This window comes from Pseudomonas sp. ASL7, from assembly GCF_056680375.1.
This window is the reverse complement of sequence record NZ_CM155279.1, coordinates 2,995,545-3,012,771: the sequence shown is the minus strand read 5'-3', so window position 1 is coordinate 3,012,771 and position 17,227 is coordinate 2,995,545. Positions and strand designations below refer to the sequence as shown.

Below are 17,227 nucleotides of genomic sequence, written 5' to 3'. Positions count from 1 at the left end.
AGGGCCCGATGCAGGGCCCTGATTACGCGAAGTTCCAGCGGGGAGGTTTCACCCTCCGAAAGCCCGCAAGCCTTTATCGACACCGTTAAACGCATCTCCATCACCTTCGGTGGCATCAACCTGGAAGACATCAAGGCGCCTGAGTGCTTTGAGATCGAACGTGCTCTGATCGAGCAGTGCGATATTCCGGTGTTCCACGATGACCAGCACGGCACCGCGATCGTTACGGCGGCCGGCATGATCAACGCCCTGGAAATCGCTGGCAAAACCCTCGCTGACGCCAGGATCGTCTGCCTGGGCGCCGGTGCTGCCGCCATCTCCTGCATGAAATTGCTGGTGAGCATGGGTGCCAACATCGAAAACATCTTCATGGTTGACCGTACCGGCGTGATCCACTCCGGCCGTGACGACCTGAACCAGTACAAGGCTGTCTTCGCTCACGCGACCGACAAGCGCACCCTGGCAGACGCCCTGACCGGTGCAGACGTGTTCGTTGGCCTGTCCGGCCCGAACTTGCTGAGCGCCGAAGGCCTGAAATCCATGGCGGCCAACCCGATCGTGTTCGCGTGCTCGAATCCGGATCCGGAAATCTCCCCGGAACTGGCTCACGCCACCCGTGACGACGTGATCATGGCGACCGGCCGTTCGGACTACCCGAACCAGGTCAATAACGTACTGGGCTTCCCGTTCATTTTCCGCGGTGCTCTGGACGTTCGCGCCAAGCGCATCAACGAAGAAATGAAAGTCGCGGCGGCCAACGCCCTGCGTGAACTGGCCAAGCTGCCGGTTCCTCAGGAAGTGTGCGACGCGTACGGCGGCATCAAGCTGGAATTCGGTCGTGAGTACATCATTCCGAAGCCAATGGATGCGCGTCTGATCACCGTGATCTCCGATGCAGTGGTCAAGGCTGCCATCGAGACTGGCGTAGCGACCCTGCCGTATCCGTCGCACTATCCGCTGCAATCGGTGGATAACGTGTCCAACGGTTAGGAATCCAAGTCGACGTTTTCCCATGGATCGACCTGGATTCTATTGATTAAGCCAGCCGGTAACATTTGGTTTTTGCCAAGACCTGCAGAAACCAGTTTAAGCGATACCAGGTGGGCTCATATCTGCTGGGCGTGCTTCGCGTTTTTCCAGCCGGAGCGATGAGCCGCTATGTAGTCGAGGGCAATAGATTTGAAGGGCCTATTACCAATCGACTGCGTAACTCACGCTCAATGTACGACCTTCAGCATTCGGGTAGGGCGCGCGGGCGTTAGCTTGGGCGAACATGTTCTGATAGTTGCGGTTGGATAGATTGTAGATACCGCCCTCCAGGCGACCGACAGGCAGCGCCAATGAACCCAGTAGATCGACCAGCGTATAACCCTCGATATCGCGGCCGTTGTTATCCTTAAACGCTGCGTCATAGTCGGACAGGCGCATGCCTTGCAAACGCACGTTGTAGTTGCCGCGCTCGTAGCCTACGAAGGCAGTTGTCTTGGCGGGGGAAATGCGTGTGGCGGGCAAGTCGATCCATTTGCCGTTTTGATTGGTCTCGCCCTTGGCGTAAGCATAAGTGCCGCCGACAGACCATCGATCAGTGAGGTTATACGTCAGGCTGGATTCCACGCCGCGCACGCGTTCTTTTTGGTTGATCAGACGTAGTACACGGTCGTTGGCATCGTAGAACTGGGTGACATCCGAGGTGTTTTCATACGCCGTGACATTGGCTTGCCACTTGTCCCAGTCGCCACGCCAGCCCAACTCATAACTGTTGACCTTGAGGGCTTGGGCGTTGAGTTTCTGGATGTCGAAGGTGCTGTTGACGTCACGCAGGAAGCGCTGAATATCCGGCAGGGAAAAGCCCTGGCTGAAGTTCACGAACACATCCTGATTTTCGCTCAGGTGATACACCACCCCGAGGTTGTACAGGGTGTCATCGTATTTCAACGTGCCGCCGGGCAGCGTCGCGCGATTGCCCGTCTGGACGATTTCGCCGTAGGCGATGCTGTCGGAAATTTCGCTGTCGATCCACTCGCGGCGTACACCGCCCAGCACGGTCCAGTCATTTATATCGTAGGACAGCTGACCAAAAATCGCTTTGGTCGTGGTTGCAATGTCCGGACCCAATTCAAAGGTGGTGCCGGTCTTGGTGTAGGTCAGCCCATTGACGTTGTACTGGTCACCGCGCTGACGGGACGTTTCGTGACTATAGTCGGAGCCCCAGACCAGGTTGCCGGTCGCTGGGCCGATGTGTGGCATTGCGCTGTCGATCGCCGCCCGCAGGCCGTAGACATTTTGCACGCTGTTGTTGTCGGAAACCCCGGCCCGGCCTCGTGACAAGTCTGGAAAGAACAGGGCATCGGCACGCCGCCAGTAGCTTTCGACCTGCAGACCCTGGCCGTGGAAATCCCTGTCGCTGTAATTGAGATTGACGGCCTGGTTGTGGGTGTACGGTTGATCGCTCAGCTCCAGGCCTTTTACCGCGACGGCCGTGTTGGTTATCTGTGGGTTCTTGGTGTAGTCGGTGTCCTGTTCGTCCTTATAGTCCTGCAGTGACAGGCTGATTTTTTTGTCGTCATCGAGCTGGTAGCCGAAGCGACCTTGCAGGTCGTAGGTGTCGGTGTCCATGTTGCTCCCCTGGGACGTGTCCTGGGGAATGCGGTTGCCGTTGCCGTCGAATTGGTCGTTGCGTTGCACGGTGTTGGCCGACACGTACCAGTCCAGTGCATCCTTGCGTCCCGTCGCACTTTGGAACGCGTCGTAGGCGAACCCTTTCTGATTGAGGTTATTGCCGGTGGTCATTCCGATCTTGCTGCTGAACGCCAGGTCTTCACCCTTGTTGCGTTTGGTGATGATGTTGATGATGCCGCCCGACGCGCCGGCGCCATAGACGCTGCTGGCGCCAGAGACCACTTCGATACGCTCGATACTTTCCGGTGTGATGCTGTTGAGCTGACGAAAGTTGTCCCGCGTTGCGTTCTGGGATACGCCGTCAATCAGCACCAGCGTATTACGCCCGCGTAGCGTCTGGCCGAAGTTGCTCATGCCGCCGGTGGAGGGGGCAAGGCCGGGAACCAACTGCCCGAGGATATCCGCGACCCGTCGCCCGGCACCTGTCTGCTGGCTGATCTGATCGGCGCTGATCACCTGGACTGAGGCAGGGATCGAGGCGATGCTGGTTTCACTGCGCGTGGCGGAAACCACCATTTCCTGCAATTGCAGGGGCGCGGGTGCCGTTTGCGTGTCCTCGGTCTGATCGGCCCAGGCTGACGTGCTTAGCGACCCAATGAAGGGCAACAGGATTGAAATTCGTAGTGGTTTCATTGCTGGGTCTTTTTTTAGTTGTGAGAAGTGTTGGTCGATAAAGTGGTTGTTTCCGGCGTTCGGGCAAACGAGCGGATTGCTCGAATCCCAAGCGCCGCAACGGCATACGTCAGTGCTACCAGCCAGAAGCTATGAGCCAATCCCACGACCCCCATGCCGATCCCCCCCATCAAGACCCCGCACAGCGCACCTGCTTTGGCAGCGCTGTTGCCCAGGCCAAGCGCGAAACCTTGCTGGCTGGGTGAAACGGTATTGGCGATCAGGGTGTAAGCGACGGGTAGCAGCGCTCCCTGCCAAACCCCCCAGAGCAATCGACTGGCAAGAAACCCCACCCATTCGCTGGCGACGGCAGTGAAGGCGAGCGTCAAGAAACAGGACCAGGCGACCCATTCGACGACCCGCAAAATGTGTGCGGGCTGATGCCGGTCGAACAAACGACCCCATAGCGGCGCAGACAGCGCCAAGGTGGCCGCACTGGCGGCATAGCTGGCGCCAATCAGCCACGCTGGCGCGTGTAAAACGTCCGCCACGTACAAGGCATAAAAGGGCTGGGGCATCATCTTGGCGGCCTGAATCAGCACGATGACCCCCAGCATTGCGCCCAGCCAGCCCTTGGGCAGGGCGGTGGATGCCGACTTGTTTTTGCGCTGCACGCGAGGCGTATCGCTGGGCAAAAACAGACTGGCCATTGCACACAGCAAGCAAATCACCGTGGCGCTGTAGCACAGCAACGCGAACCCTGAGACATCCATCAGCCAGCCGCCCAGCACCGGCCCGGCCAGTGAACCCACGGCGGTGGCCGATTGCAGCCGGGCAAGCATTTGCCCGCGCCCGCCTTCTACGCAGCAGGCCATTGCATAGGCCTGGGCAGCGGCGATGAAGCCCGCGAGCGCACCTTGCACCACCCGGATACCCACCAGCAGCCAGGGATCAACGGTGATTGCGGCCAGTGCCTGACACACCGCCAGCGCCAGCAGCGCCCGAATGATCATCGGTTTATGGCCGGTCCGGTCACCCAATCGCCCCCACAGGGGGGTGAGGGCCATCGCCGCCATCATCGGTCCGGCGTACACCAGTGAAGACAGCAGGCCGGTGTACTGGGCATTGGCGGTGCCGAGCAGCTTCTGGATCTGCAACGGCCAAAAGGGACCGCTCATTTCCATGGCCCCCATGGACACCAGTTGAATCGCGACCAGTAGCCGCAGCGTGCCGTTAGCCGTCATGAACGTCGCCGCTCAGCGGGTTAGCCAGTCGCCCGACGATATCGGCGTGGCTGTCCAGCAAGCGCATTCGCATGAACGACTTGGCCGGCCAGTCCTGTTGCAGCAACGCCTCTCGTTCGGTCGCCCAACGCTGCGGATCGACTTGGCTGCGCAAGTCGTCGAAGCACTGGCTCACCTGTGTTGCCAGTTCATTCCACAACAGCGCCGGGGGGACATCGAAGTGGCGTGCGCCGAGCAATACCAACTCACCCAGATGGCACATGAAAACCGTGTGCAGCAGCTTGTCGCGCACAAAGCTGGCGTCGTCGTAGAGGGTCATCTTTGGATCGTGAAGTTCGATGTCCAGACCCTGGGCATGCAAGGTCTTGCGGTCGATACGGATGTCGCCGAAGTCACGTAACAACAGGCGGCTCAACTGTCCGTCTGTGGTCATGATCATGAAACTGTTCTGTTGATGAGCCTCGAACGCCACGCCATAGCGCAAGTACATGCCGAGCAGTCCTGGCACGGCGATCGATAAATAGTCTCGAAAGAACGCCTGAAGGGCATCGGCATCGTCCTTGCCTTTGCTCAGACGGACCCATTGCCTCAGTAGCGGCTGGCCATGCTGATCGATGGCAAACAGACTGCCGACCGGGATTGCCATTTCGCCCGGTTGCAACTGGCTCAAGGGGTTGTCCCGGTACAGCACGGCCAGATGGCGGGAGCGTTCATCGTCTGCAGGTTGAGGCTTGAAATGCACGCCGATACGTTCTGGAACGATGCCAAGCACTTTCTGAATCGTGGGTTCACGTTTCAGAATTGTTTGCAGCAAGTGGCTAATGCGCGGCCCCATGCGCGCCGATCGTGGCGAAACGGTGCGCTCCACACTGGTCAGGCGCAGTGATACAGGCAACTTGACCATCGGCGCGTCACGCTGGCCTTCAGGCAGGACGGTCCTGAACGACATGGTGGGGTGGGCGGTGAATGCAACGATGTCAGTCAGGATAAGCAGCCGGTCACTGATTTCGTTTGCGAACATCTGAGGCAGCGCCTCGCGTGCCTGCCATGAATGGGATGGCAGCGGCAGATAATCGCTGGGCTCAAGGCCCTGACGAGTCAGCTCAGCGTTCAACTTCTGTGCGGCCTGTGGGAAGTGCCCTTGCCACCACTGCCAGTAATCTGCGGTGTCGGCCAACCTTTCGACATGGGCAAACTGGCGGTGCAAAGCGCACAACATCACCGCAAAGCGGGCTTCGAATTCGGGTGAGAAATCGATGACCTGATCGGTACTCAAGCCAAGCTTGGTCTTGTAGTTGGGGTGCCACGGATGGCCTAGCGTGCCCCACTGTTCAAGCAGGGAGGTTGGATTGGTAACGCCAGGCTCATCCTTGAGCCAGCTCAGCAGATTGTCGCGATGCACCGCGTCCATGGACGTGTGCAGTTGTAGCGTCCATTGCTCGTGGAAGGCGAGGCACAAGGTGTCGTTGACGAAGCTGTCGTCGAGCTCCTCGTTGAGGCGGCGCAACACCGCTGCGTCGGCAGATGACTCAAGGCTGTTGTTGAGCAAGGTCATCAGCTCAGACGGAAACTGTATCTTGCGCGGTGGATGATTATCGCCATAGGCCGTGATATCGCCACGCAGGTCCCAACTGCTCATGCGTCCAGGGAGCAGGTGATCGAAGCACAGGCGGGTTCGGTCAGGAAGTGTCAGCCAGCAGCGGGTGTGCTCGTCGTAGGTGCGTGTACTGACATCCAGTAGACCTTCACGCAGCAGTGCCTGGATCAAACGCTGAAAGCTGCGTTCGGCGGCGGGGATGAGGGTGCTGATCAGGGAATCGAGGGTGATGTGCCTGGCCCGGAACTGAGGAGTCCCGAGCGCTTCGCTCCATCTGCCGAGCAATGCTTGTGGCTTCCTGCTGTCGTCATTCGTCAAGTCGGACTCCTTGTGCGTGGCTTGAGTGAAGATGCTAATCGTATCGAGAATCGTTTACATTTGTCTAGTTTTTGATACAAACCGGGTCGGCGCTTTTCTGTGAGGGGGGAGCGGATTTCGAAAGAAGTCAGGGGTTTTGTGGTTTCTGGCGTCTGAAAAAGGGCCAAATGAGAACGCAGGCTTTGTGTTGCTGTCTCGGTGCTCAGGAGGTATGAGGCTATAGGTTTGACGTTTATTTGCGCTGCCGTAGACTTCCGCGAATTCGTCATGGAGTTACGGATATGCGGTGTTCTCGTGGATGGGTGTATGGATTGTCCTTTCTGGCGTGCTCGGTACAAGCGCAAACATCCGCAGAGGTTGTTCCAGACCAACCAGCAGCTGTCGAACATTGACGGGCAGATTCTTGACCAGTTACGTAACCGCCATCAAGCTGCGGGTATCGGCGAGTTGGAGCTGATCCAGGGCGAACTGAACACTTTGCAAGCCGACCTGCGTCGCGACCTGTCGTACGCCGATTTGCGTAACGCGTACGGGCAGATCTTCGCCAGCGCTGGGCTCGACCCGCTGCCGGATCAGGTGCAATCGACCCAGGTGCAATCGATCGCCACGGCACTGGCCAGCCGCGAGGACGCGTGGGCCGCTGGCAACATCACGGTGCCGCCAGCGCATGTCCAGACTGAGCCATGAAAGCGACGGGGCTTGTCGCTGGCCGGAGTTACTTCTACCCTCTTGCCGTGTTCCTGGAGTCCTTGAAGATGAATAAAAACCTGACTTCCGTACCGCACGCGCTGAGCGCGTCGGACCGCAAAGCGCATTATGGCCACTGCGGTGCGGTATTGTGGCTGACCGGACTGTCCGCTTCGGGTAAGTCCTCCTTGGCCATGGCGTTGGAAGTCGCTCTGATGAAGCAGGGCTATTCCTGTTACGTGCTGGATGGCGACAATGTGCGCAAAGGCCTGAATGCGAACCTCGGCTTCAGCGCCATCGACCGAACCGAGAACATCCGCCGCGTCGGCGAGACCGCGGCCTTGTTTGCCGATGCCGGTCTGATCTGCATTACCGCGTTCATCTCACCCTACCGCGAGGATCGCGCACGCGCACGTGATGCAGTCGGCCCGAAGTTCCATGAAATTCATATCGCCGCCGACCTTGCGACCTGCGAAGCCCGTGACCCCAAGGGGTTGTACAAGAAGGCCCACGCCGGCGAGCTTCTGGAGTTCACCGGTGTCAGCGCGCCGTACGAAGTGCCGGAACATCCCGAACTGGCCCTTGATACGAGCAATGAGCCGCTCACGACGAGTCTGCAGAAGCTAATCAATTATGTAACCCGCCATATTCCTCTTGGCGAGCCATCACCTTCTTGAAACAGGCCGAACTGGAAGTTGCCGCGCCCCTGTTAGACTGCCGAAGCCCTTCGAATGGAATCGACTTTCATGCCCAAGTCCCGTGCTGCTTCTCTCTTTGATACCGGGCTCATGATCGTACTGTTGATGGGCTTCATGTCCTCACTGGTCAGCGCCTCTACAACTTTCCCCGACGCCGCCGCCAGCGACCCGGCAACGCTAGGCTGGATGGTTGGCTCTCCGCCGCCAGCCGAGCGCACCGTGCGCTTCGAAGATGGCAGCTATTTCCGGTTCCCGGCGATGCGCTGGAGTGTCTCGAATTTCCGCCAACTGATGCCAACGATCAATGTTTCTCGAGGCGTTGGTGCACCGGTGCCATTGGCGTTGGCGCTGCGCAAAGACATCGATGCCATCAGCTTTACCCCGCTCGGGGCGAATGCGTCGATGACCTGGGATCAATCCCTCGCGGCCACTTACACCGACGGCATTGTGGTGATGCATCGCGGCAAAGTTGTCTACGAACGCTACTTTGGCGTGCTGAAACCTGAAGGCCAGCATGCGGCGATGTCGGTGACCAAGTCCGTGATCGGCACGCTGGGGGCGATGTTGGTGGCTGAAGGTCGAATCGACGCGAACAAGCGCGTTGCCGACTATGTCCCCGAACTGACGGCTTCGGCGTTTGGTAGCGCTACGGTGCGCCAGGTCCTCGATATGACGACCGCGCTCAAGTACAGCGAGGACTACGCGGACCCGAACGCTGAAGTCTGGGCTCATGCCAAGGCTGGCAGCCCTTTGCCCAAGCCCAAGGACTACACCGGGCCGCGAAGTTACTACGAGTTTTTGCAAACGGTACAGCTGCAAGGTCAACACGGCAGCGCGTTCGGCTACAAGACCGTGAACACCGATGTATTGGGTTGGGTGATCGCTCGTGTCACTGGACGCAACGTTGCGCAGTTGTTATCGGAGCGGATCTGGAGTCGGCTGGGGGCTGAGCAGGATGCCTATTTCACGGTGGACTCCATCGGCACTCCGTTTGCGGGTGGCGGGTTGAACACAGGGCTGAGGGACCTGGCGCGGTTTGGCGAGATGCTGCGCAATGATGGCACGTTCAACGGTGAGCAAATCGTGCCGAAAACGGTGGTGGACGATATACGCCGTGGCGGTGACAAAAAGGCCTTCGCCCAAGCTGGCTATGAGCGGCTAAAAGGCTGGAGTTACCGCTCGATGTGGTGGGTGACGAACAAGGAGGGCGGGGCATTTATGGCGCGCGGGGTCTATGGGCAACGCATCTATGTCGACCCGAAGGCCGAGATGGTGATTGTTCGCTACGCCTCCCATCCGGTCGCCAGCAATTCGGCCAACGACCCCATTACGTTGCCTGCGTTTGACGCGTTGGCTCAGTATTTATCCAGGTTGCCTTGAGGCCAGTCGAGGTCAGTCGCAAGCAGGCCATTCGTCGGGCGTGCGGGTAACTGAATTACAAGTCCAGTAATGACCGGCTAGTCTCAGAAGCTTGGTGGTCGATATTTTCCAGGCAAATTGGGCTTGCCGGTATCGATTCCGCTTTTGAGAGGGGCGAAATATGGCTGATCCGTATATCGAAGACGACGGGGCAGAATTTCCGATCAACAATTGCGTGCAGTGTGGCCAGACCGAATATGTGGTGGGCTTTGGTGATGATGAGGCCAAGCTCGGCAAGATAAAATCCAAGGCGCCCCAGGGGCCGAAGGCGAAATTTTTGCCCAAGGTAGCGGCTCCTGCAAGGAAGTAATTCACCACCAGACCAACCCCGCCATCGAGCGGGGTTTTTCAAGCCTGAAGGATGTGTGACTGGACATGTTGAACGGTCGCAACTTTCACAAACTTTTCACACTGCGCTACGTAGGCTCAACTCATCCGTTAGAAAGCAACACCTGGCCCGTTCCCCAGCGGGCTTTTTTTTGCCTGTCATAAAACCTTTTCCAAAAAAACTGTCCAATCGACGCCAATAGTGAGGCGGCGACGGATTTTCTGTGGACGCTACCTTATCTAGAGCACTTATTTTCCGGCCTTTCGGTTTCTCTTTTTTTGAGGTTTACGTCATGCGTTTAACACTGCCCGCTCTGGTTTTGGGGCTTTTGGTTGCTCAAGGTGCGATGGCTGCTAGCGACGGCACCGCCGCGGTGGGTGGCGGTCTGGGTGGCGCGTTGGGTAATGTGCTTGGCCAGAAAATGGGCGGCAGCACGGGCGCAGCCATCGGCGCTGGTGTGGCGGGCGCGGCGGGCAGTGCTGTTACAGCTCGTAAAGGCAGCCGCACTAAAGCAGCCATTGGTGGCGGTGTCGGCGCGGCCGGTGGTTCGATCATCGGTAACAGCCTGGGCGGGAAGACCGGTTCCACCATTGGTGCAGGCCTGGGCGGCGCATTGGGCGGCGGTGTAGGTAGCAACCTGGCGAAAGGTCAAAAGGGTCACTGATCTTGATCGATCGACTTAAAAAGCCCGGCTTGATGCCGTAATGCTGTTCATTTAAGCGATGTGATCCACTGTAGGAGCGAGCTTGCTCGCGGTGGTTGTTACAGATAGCGCGTGGTTACAGGCTAAACGCAGCGCTCTTGAGTCCATCGCGAGCAAGCTCGCTCCTACAAAATCCTTAACTGAACAGCATTACGGGTTGATGCCGGGCTTTTTGGTTTATGAACGTTTCTACCTCCAGCGCCTCGAATCCCATATACCCCATGAAGACAGGCGGCCACCATGACACCGGAAGCCAACAGCAAGAAAGTTAAAAGTTTAAGTGCTCGATGTTTGACGTTGTCCGCGTTTGTTTTCGGACTTTTGGTTGCTCAGGGCTCGATGGCGGCCGGTGATGGCACCGCCGCAGTGGGCGGTGGTCTTGGTGGTGCACTGGGTAACGTGGTAGGCGGGCAAATGGGCGGCAGCACCGGCGCAGCGATTGGCGCCGGCGTGGGCGGCGCGGCCGGCAGTGCAGTGGGTGCGAAAAAGGGCAGTCGCACAGAAGCGGCGGTGGGTGGTGGGTTAGGCTCGGCGGGTGGCTCGGTGATCGGCAATAGCCTCGGTGGCTCAACCGGTTCGACCATTGGCGCAGGCCTGGGTGGCGCGGCGGGTGGCGCGGTCGGCAACAACCTGGGCAGTGACCATGGCAGCTCCCACTCCGGCGGCGGCTACAAACATAAGTACAAACACGGATATAAACATCAATAACTCGACATCGACTGATCACCAAAACCCAGCCCAGCGCCAAATGCCAGTCAGTTAAGAAAACCTCAGGCGAAACACGCTCTTGGTAGCAGCTGGCGAAGCCTGCTGCTACAAATCGCGGTCGGAACGTTTGGTCGCAGGTCGTCTCGAACGTAATACACCCCTGAATGTTGTGAGGCATGCCATGACTCCGGAAACCGAAGGCAAGGAAGAAAAAGGCCCAAGCGGGCTTCCATTCATCAACGACCCCGGCAACGAAGATCCGGGTTCACTGATGGATGACGCGACTGTGCCGCTTAATGATTCGGATGACGCAGGCGATGTCGGAAACATCGAGTATGAAGAGGAGGAAGAAGACCAGGAAGACGAAGATTGATCTGATTGACGCTCAGGTCGACCGATCGTCTCTTTGATCGAACGCTCGTCTGATTGGGTCCTCGAAATTTCAAGGTCTGCTTTTCAGGCCCTTCGAGAGGTGCTTATGAACGCTGATCCGAAAGACACCGACATCGATGACACCCCGGAATACCCGCTGCCGTCACCTACCAATTCGTTGAGTCGGGATCAACGTCCGCCGGATGATGACACTGCGGTGGAGCAGGTGCCGGATGATGATGTGAAGCGGGGTGATGTTGAGGCGGATCCGGATGATCCGGATATTGCTGGGGATAATTGTTCGGGGGAGCCGAGTTGAAGCGCCGGAATCCTGGCTGTTTAGTCGATGATTCAGTTTCCAGCATCATTCCTCAGAAATATCGGACTCGACCCAACGCATGAAAAAGTCTTTTTGCACCTTAGGGTCGTTTGTCAGATTGTTTTCCTCGTAGTCGAATATATTCACAATATCACTTCTAAAAGCCCGTTTCCCCAATGTCAGTTCATAGGCTTTTGCACCAAGTGACATCTGTGAGGACATACTAGATGGATGTACGTTTATTTTTGCACCTTTGCACAAGAAAGTAATATCGCAATGGTCTTCTCTGATATGGCCAAAACATTCGTAGAAATCATTTCCGGCATACGATTTTCTATACCCGTTTTCCATAACTAACGTAATTGTTATGTTTTTCGAGTCGCAGACTAATTCGACACGTTGTCGAATGCCATTTTTTACTATCAAAATCTCAATGTTATCCATTTTCTATTTCCTGTTCGGGTTTAAGGTTGTGTGACTAGTAGATCGACCATTAGCATCCACGGGCGTAACGCCGAGAATATCTTCTCTTTTGATGCCACCTTGTATTGCCAACTCTCGCTCACTACCAAACTTATATTTTTTTCCTAATTCCGTGGTCAGATCTCTCCCGGGGATTAGTCGAATGGTGTATAAAAAACCGCTTCTCATGTTGAATTTTGTTGCAAAGTCGATTCCAACCTCTCTAACGGGGGTGGTGCTAACAAAATTGCTCGGAGGCTTGTTACTGTCAAGGGAGTGGAGTAGTAAATCATTGCTGTCGCCCTTGGTTTTGAATCCGTATTCAAATATCTCATCTGGGTGACGATTGTCTCCACGATATAAATATTTTTCTTCTGGATATGATGGGAGTTGAGCTTCCCCCTCATCAACCCCCACCTTCCCAGCCGGATTCCCATCCACCGGCCTCTTACACCCACCCACCCCCGGGCAATCACTCAATCCTAACGGATCAACCCACCCCGTCGGGTTCAGCGCGTACCGGTACCCATTCAACCCACCCGCCAGTTTGACCGGGTCTTGCGTCAGGTACCGTCCAACCTCCGGATTGTAGTAACGATGCCGGTTGTAATGCAGCCCCGTCTCCGCATCGAAGTACTGCCCTTGAAAGCGCAGTGGCTGATCAAGTACTTGACAGGTGTCGCGGTTGAGGCGTGTGAGGCGGCCGTAGGCGGTGTATTGGGCGGCCCAGACGATGTCGCCGCTGTAGTCGGTGAGTTCCTGGGGGGTGCCGAGGTGGTCGAGTTGGTAGTAAAACGGGCACGCTTTGCGCGGGCCTTTGCCGTCGAGCATGGCCAGGGGACGGAAGGTGCCGGGTTCGTAGAGGTAGCTGCGGTAGTGCTCGTGACTGCTTTCGGCGACGAGGCGGTCGCCCTGCCAGAAGAACTCGGTGGTTTTGCCGTCGACGGTTTTGCTGATGCGGCGGCCAAAGGCGTCGTAGCGGTAGCTTGCCTGGCTGCCGTTGGGCAGGATGGCGCCGATCAGCCGATGCTGGCAGTCGTAACGGTATTCGGTGACGAGTTTTTGAGCGGTGCCGCGCCGTTCGCGAATCAGGTTGCCGAAGGCGTCGTAGTCGTAGTGCCGATCGCCTTGCATCAGCAGGCGGTTGCCGTTAATGGTGGTCGGGCCTGGACGATCCTGTATTAGCAGGTTGCCGGTCGGGTCGTGGGCGAAGGTTTCCGGTTGGTGATCGCGGGAGTGGCGGACGCGGATCAGGCGACCGACAGGGTCGTATTGGTAGTTGCGTTGGCCGAGTCGCGTGTCGGCAATGTGCTCGAGGTTGCCGTTGGCGCTGTAGGCATAGTCGCGGCGATACAGCGATTGTCGGTTTTGTCTGACGTTGTGGGCGTTCAGGCGACCCTGGTCGTCGTACTGGTAGTCACTGAGCAACAAGCCTTGTTGGCGGTTTTGTTCGCGGCCGGCGAGAAAGGTATGCGACGTCAGTCGGGCGCCATTCAGGTCGATGGCGATAAGGGCGCCGCCCTTGGCGTGCCGGTAATCGAGCTTGCTGTTGTCCGGCAAGCGCACATGATTGAGCTGGCCGCAGGCATCGTAGCGGTAACGCAAAGTGCCCCAACCCTGATGCTCGGTGATCAGGCGATCCTGGGTGTCGTATTCGAATTCCAGCGGATGGTCGTGGCCATCATCGACATTGACCAGTCGGCTGAGGCTGTCGTAGCGGTATTCGACGTTAACGCCATCGGGCAGGGTTTTAACCAGCAGACGTCCCGCAGAGTCACGCTGATAGGCGGTAATCAGCTGCGACCCATCGTCGCCGAACTCGGTTTTTTCCAGCAGATGACCATTGAGGTCATAGGCATACGCGGTGCGTCGACCGTCGAAGCCGGTTTCCTGTCGGATTAATCCATTTGGCGTGTAGTCCAGCTGATATTTTTCGCCGGATTCATTCTCGATCTCGGTCAGTCTTAGCTGGGCGTTGTCGTAGCGATAATGCAGTTGCGTGCCATCGGGATTGATCCGGCGACTGACGAGGTGCAGTTCATCCGCGTACTCAAAGCGGGTAACGCGGCCCAGTTCATCACGTTCGGCGGTGATCTTGCCGTAGGCGTTGTAGCTGAAGGCGCGGCTGGCACCGGTAGGCAAAATCGTCTGGATCAGCCGTCCGACAGCATCCCATTGGTACTGGAAAACGGCCCCGTATTCGTCCTGACGGGTAATTTGCCGTCCCAAAACATCGTAGGAAAAACGCCGTTTAGCGCCGTCCGGCAAGGTTTCTTCGACCCGTTGGCCCAACCCGTTCCAGACGAAGGTGTGGCGGCTGTTGTCCGGATGCCGGATCGACAGCAAACGCCCTTGGGCATCGTGGTGGTAATGGGTGACGTGCCCCTCGGGATCGATTGCCTCGATCACCTGGCCCTGGGCATTTCGCTGATACTTCCATACTGCTTTGCCGCAATACCGCGCCAGTAGGAAACCGTTGCGATATTCGTAGGATGTCGACTCGCCTTCGGGCGGAATCAGAGCGGTCAGCCGTCCGATCTCGTCGTAGTGGTAGTGGGTAATCGCCCCCAGCGGACTCTGTTCGGCAATCAACCGGCCCTTGTCGTCGTAGGCCTTGTGGTGTTCTGCACCATTGGGCTCGACTCGCCGCACCAGTCGCGCCTGATCGTCGTGCTGGTAAACCTCCTTGCTGCCATCGGCGTGTTTAACAACAACGCTGCCCTTGTCATCCCAGGCGTAGGAAGTGTCCATCTGAGAAAACGACGCCCAGTGCCGGATGCATCGCGCGGCTTTGCCAGACTGTTCCCACTCCCAATAAAAACTAGCCCCGCCGGCCAGCTGTCGTTGAAGAATGACGTGCTGGTTGTCGTAGTCGTAGCGTTCGTTTTCGCCCGCTGCATTGGTCGCTTCGACCAAGCGATGGCAAGCGTCATAGCGGTAGGTAACCAGTGTTTGCTCGGTTCGCCAGGCCTCTTCCAGCGTGTCAGCCGGCTGAAAGCTCTGATAGTCGACGGCGACTATCTGTTGGCGCTCGTAGCGCAACCGCAGCGCACGCCCTGCGCCGTTGTCGAGGCGTTGAATCCTGTCAACGGAATCCCTTTGCACCGTAAGCCGGTTGCCAAAGGCATCGCTGATTGCCGTCAGCCGTCCTGTACGAAAGTGGTAAAACCGCGCAGTCTCGCCCGTCATGGCGAGGATCAGTTCCTCAGGTTCGCCCCCGAGATAAATTGCTGACCGCGACAGGCTGTTGTGAATCGTCGGGCGCTCGACACTGGGTAGAGGGAACGTCGTCCGGCGGTTCTCGTGATCGATCCAGATGACGGTATTGCCATTGATTTCCAGGCGATGCGCGAGGGAATGACTCCAGCCGAACCCGAGGCCGCTATCAATCTCCGCCGCACTGGTGCGGTAGAGCCGGGTAAAATCGAAGGACAAAATCCCGTCCAGAGAACCATCGGTCAGTGTCAGCAGTTCTTCGCCGGTGACCATCGACACCGGGCAGCCGCTGGTACACGTCAACGGTGCGCAGTCGGCGCTGTCGCCATTGGGGTTTTTCGCCTGCTCCGAGGCATCGTCGCGATGTTCCTGCCGCGCCAGACGTGTCTGGGGTTCAGACTTGGTGCGAGCGATGGCCAGCGGATTTTTCACCCGCACGGCCGGTGAGTCAGCGGCCGTGATTTGCAACGGGATGACAGGCGCAGGTTTGTGCGGTGCATGTCTGGCATTGACCATCAACGGCTTGAGCGCGGCGGCGTGATCGGTCAGGTCAGTCCTGGCCGTCAGTTCGGCCAATCGCGAACCCGCGCCCGCCAGCCATTGCCGGGCTCGCACGGACGTGATCTTGCTCAGCACTTTGGCGCTCATGCCGAGCTTCAAACCCGCAGGACCGGTGAGGCACACCAGCAGGAAGCTGATCAGTATTTCTGTGCGAATTTGCGCGACGACTTCGGCGATGTATTGCGGCGGCAGCATGTTCAGCCAACTGGTGAACGCCGCGAGATGAATGAACATCAAGGGTTCGTCGCTTAACATCAGCAACACATTGGCGATGGCTTCAGACGAAGCGTTCAGCAATGACTCAAGTTCGACCTCGGTCAGGTATTCAAGGAGTTTTTCGCTGTTGGCTTGCAGGTCCGACACCAGGGCGTAAACCTGCTTCACGTCATCCCACACACCGTGCAGCGACTTCTCGAAACCACGCCAGTCGGCCCGTTGCAGCATGCGGTAGCGATCAGTAAAACCGGCCCCGGCGAAGTCGGCCCATGAAGGTTCGAATTCGCTCGTCCACTCGTGACGCAGCCAGCCTTCCAGGTGGCTGATGACGCCTTGATACGAGGCATAGAGCGCTTTGACGTGATCAGTGGAAACGTCGGGAAAGAAGGTGATGCGATAACGCCGGTTGCGTTCGCAATCGGAGATTTCCAGAATGCCGCTGGGGCCGATCTCGTGATACCTCGGCTCGCCAAACGTCTGTTCACCCGCCACGTCGGAAATCAACGGTTCGAGCATCACCGGCGTATTGCCAATCGGTACAAAACGCGCAGCGTCGAACATGTGCACCAACGTCAACGGACCGCTGGCCGGACATGAGGTGACGGTCGAGCTCACAGGTGTGGTGGAGTTTTTGGGCGCGATAAGCCGGACTTCATTGCCGACCTTGAACACTTGCTCGATATCCAGCGCCGTGCCCGTCCAGAAGCTTTCAGCCCAGGCATCGTAGTCATTGAGGCAGAGTCGAAAGTCACGGAGCAGCGCTTCGACATCCGGCTGCTCGGGGTTCATGGCGGCGACCACCAGCAGTCCGATGGCATTGTTCAAGGCCAGGACCTTGTCAGGAACGAACATTCGCAGCCCCTCGCGCGGATCAATTTGGAACGCGAGACTGTGCGGGGGATCTGCAAGGAAAGAAGTCGGGAAAGGTGGTATTTGGTGTAGGGCGAATCGCAAAATCCTGGTTGGCGTCGGGCACTGGCCGTTGCTCTATGCCAGCCGCGCTCGCTATGCTGCTGAAACCTTTAATCGATCACGGAGCTGGCCGTACCTGAGCCGCCTGGGATGTCATTAAAAACGGATCAGATGCG

The 17,227-nt window shown here is 57.7% G+C and carries 12 protein-coding genes and 2 pseudogenes; 9 read left to right on the top strand and 5 right to left on the bottom strand.

Annotation, left to right across the window (positions count from 1 at the left end; translation table 11 throughout):
* Positions 1–54: 54 nt before the first annotated feature.
* Positions 55–990 (top strand): annotated as a pseudogene (locus AC1MDT_RS13800) (malic enzyme-like NAD(P)-binding protein); the annotation flags it as partial.
* A gap of 201 nt (positions 991–1,191) precedes the next feature.
* Here the strand turns inward: AC1MDT_RS13800 and AC1MDT_RS13795 are convergent.
* The 3 genes from AC1MDT_RS13795 to AC1MDT_RS13785 are packed head-to-tail and all read right to left on the bottom strand — an operon-like array spanning position 1,192 to position 6,450.
* On the bottom strand, positions 1,192–3,312 hold the full coding sequence (locus AC1MDT_RS13795) for a TonB-dependent receptor (protein ID WP_480422536.1): 2,121 nt from the start codon (positions 3,310–3,312) through the stop codon (positions 1,192–1,194).
* A 14-nt stretch (positions 3,313–3,326) separates the two neighbouring features.
* The gene (locus tag AC1MDT_RS13790; protein WP_480422535.1) at positions 3,327–4,535 is read right to left on the bottom strand and encodes an MFS transporter; all 1,209 of its coding nucleotides are present in this window, start codon (positions 4,533–4,535) and stop codon (positions 3,327–3,329) included.
* Positions 4,525–6,450 (bottom strand): IucA/IucC family protein, encoded by a 1,926-nt coding sequence (locus tag AC1MDT_RS13785; protein ID WP_480422534.1) that lies wholly within the window; start codon positions 6,448–6,450, stop codon positions 4,525–4,527. The genes AC1MDT_RS13790 and AC1MDT_RS13785 overlap by 11 nt, the downstream gene beginning before the upstream one ends.
* 354 nt (positions 6,451–6,804) lie before the next feature.
* Between AC1MDT_RS13785 and AC1MDT_RS13780 the strand changes: the two are divergent.
* The 8 genes and pseudogenes from AC1MDT_RS13780 to AC1MDT_RS13745 all read left to right on the top strand — a co-directional run.
* A pseudogene (locus AC1MDT_RS13780) lies at positions 6,805–7,137 on the top strand (TolC family protein); the annotation flags it as partial.
* Positions 7,138–7,205: 68 nt separating this feature from the next.
* On the top strand, positions 7,206–7,814 hold the full coding sequence (cysC, locus tag AC1MDT_RS13775; protein ID WP_480422533.1) for an adenylyl-sulfate kinase: 609 nt from the start codon (positions 7,206–7,208) through the stop codon (positions 7,812–7,814).
* A 111-nt stretch (positions 7,815–7,925) separates the two neighbouring features.
* Positions 7,926–9,215 carry a serine hydrolase domain-containing protein gene (locus tag AC1MDT_RS13770; protein ID WP_480422784.1) on the top strand — a complete coding sequence of 430 codons (1,290 nt, stop codon included), beginning with the start codon at positions 7,926–7,928 and terminating at the stop codon, positions 9,213–9,215.
* A 160-nt stretch (positions 9,216–9,375) separates the two neighbouring features.
* Complete coding sequence (locus AC1MDT_RS13765) at positions 9,376–9,564, top strand: hypothetical protein (protein WP_480422532.1); 189 nt, start codon at positions 9,376–9,378, stop codon at positions 9,562–9,564.
* A gap of 310 nt (positions 9,565–9,874) precedes the next feature.
* Positions 9,875–10,246 (top strand): bacteriocin, encoded by a 372-nt coding sequence (locus AC1MDT_RS13760; protein ID WP_480422531.1) that lies wholly within the window; start codon positions 9,875–9,877, stop codon positions 10,244–10,246.
* Between the two features lie 279 nt (positions 10,247–10,525).
* The gene (locus tag AC1MDT_RS13755) at positions 10,526–10,993 is read left to right on the top strand and encodes a glycine zipper domain-containing protein (protein WP_480422530.1); all 468 of its coding nucleotides are present in this window, start codon (positions 10,526–10,528) and stop codon (positions 10,991–10,993) included.
* A gap of 181 nt (positions 10,994–11,174) precedes the next feature.
* The gene (locus tag AC1MDT_RS13750; RefSeq protein ID WP_480422529.1) at positions 11,175–11,366 is read left to right on the top strand and encodes a hypothetical protein; all 192 of its coding nucleotides are present in this window, start codon (positions 11,175–11,177) and stop codon (positions 11,364–11,366) included.
* Positions 11,367–11,471: 105 nt separating this feature from the next.
* Positions 11,472–11,684, top strand: a complete 213-nt coding sequence (locus AC1MDT_RS13745) for a hypothetical protein (protein WP_480422528.1) — start codon at positions 11,472–11,474, stop codon at positions 11,682–11,684.
* Between the two features lie 45 nt (positions 11,685–11,729).
* Here the strand turns inward: AC1MDT_RS13745 and AC1MDT_RS13740 are convergent, their stop codons facing one another.
* Positions 11,730–12,128, bottom strand: a complete 399-nt coding sequence (locus AC1MDT_RS13740) for a hypothetical protein (protein ID WP_480422527.1) — start codon at positions 12,126–12,128, stop codon at positions 11,730–11,732.
* A gap of 3 nt (positions 12,129–12,131) precedes the next feature.
* Positions 12,132–16,991, bottom strand: coding sequence for an RHS repeat-associated core domain-containing protein (locus tag AC1MDT_RS13735; protein WP_480422526.1), 4,860 nt, complete (start codon positions 16,989–16,991; stop codon positions 12,132–12,134).
* Positions 16,992–17,227 lie beyond the last annotated feature (236 nt).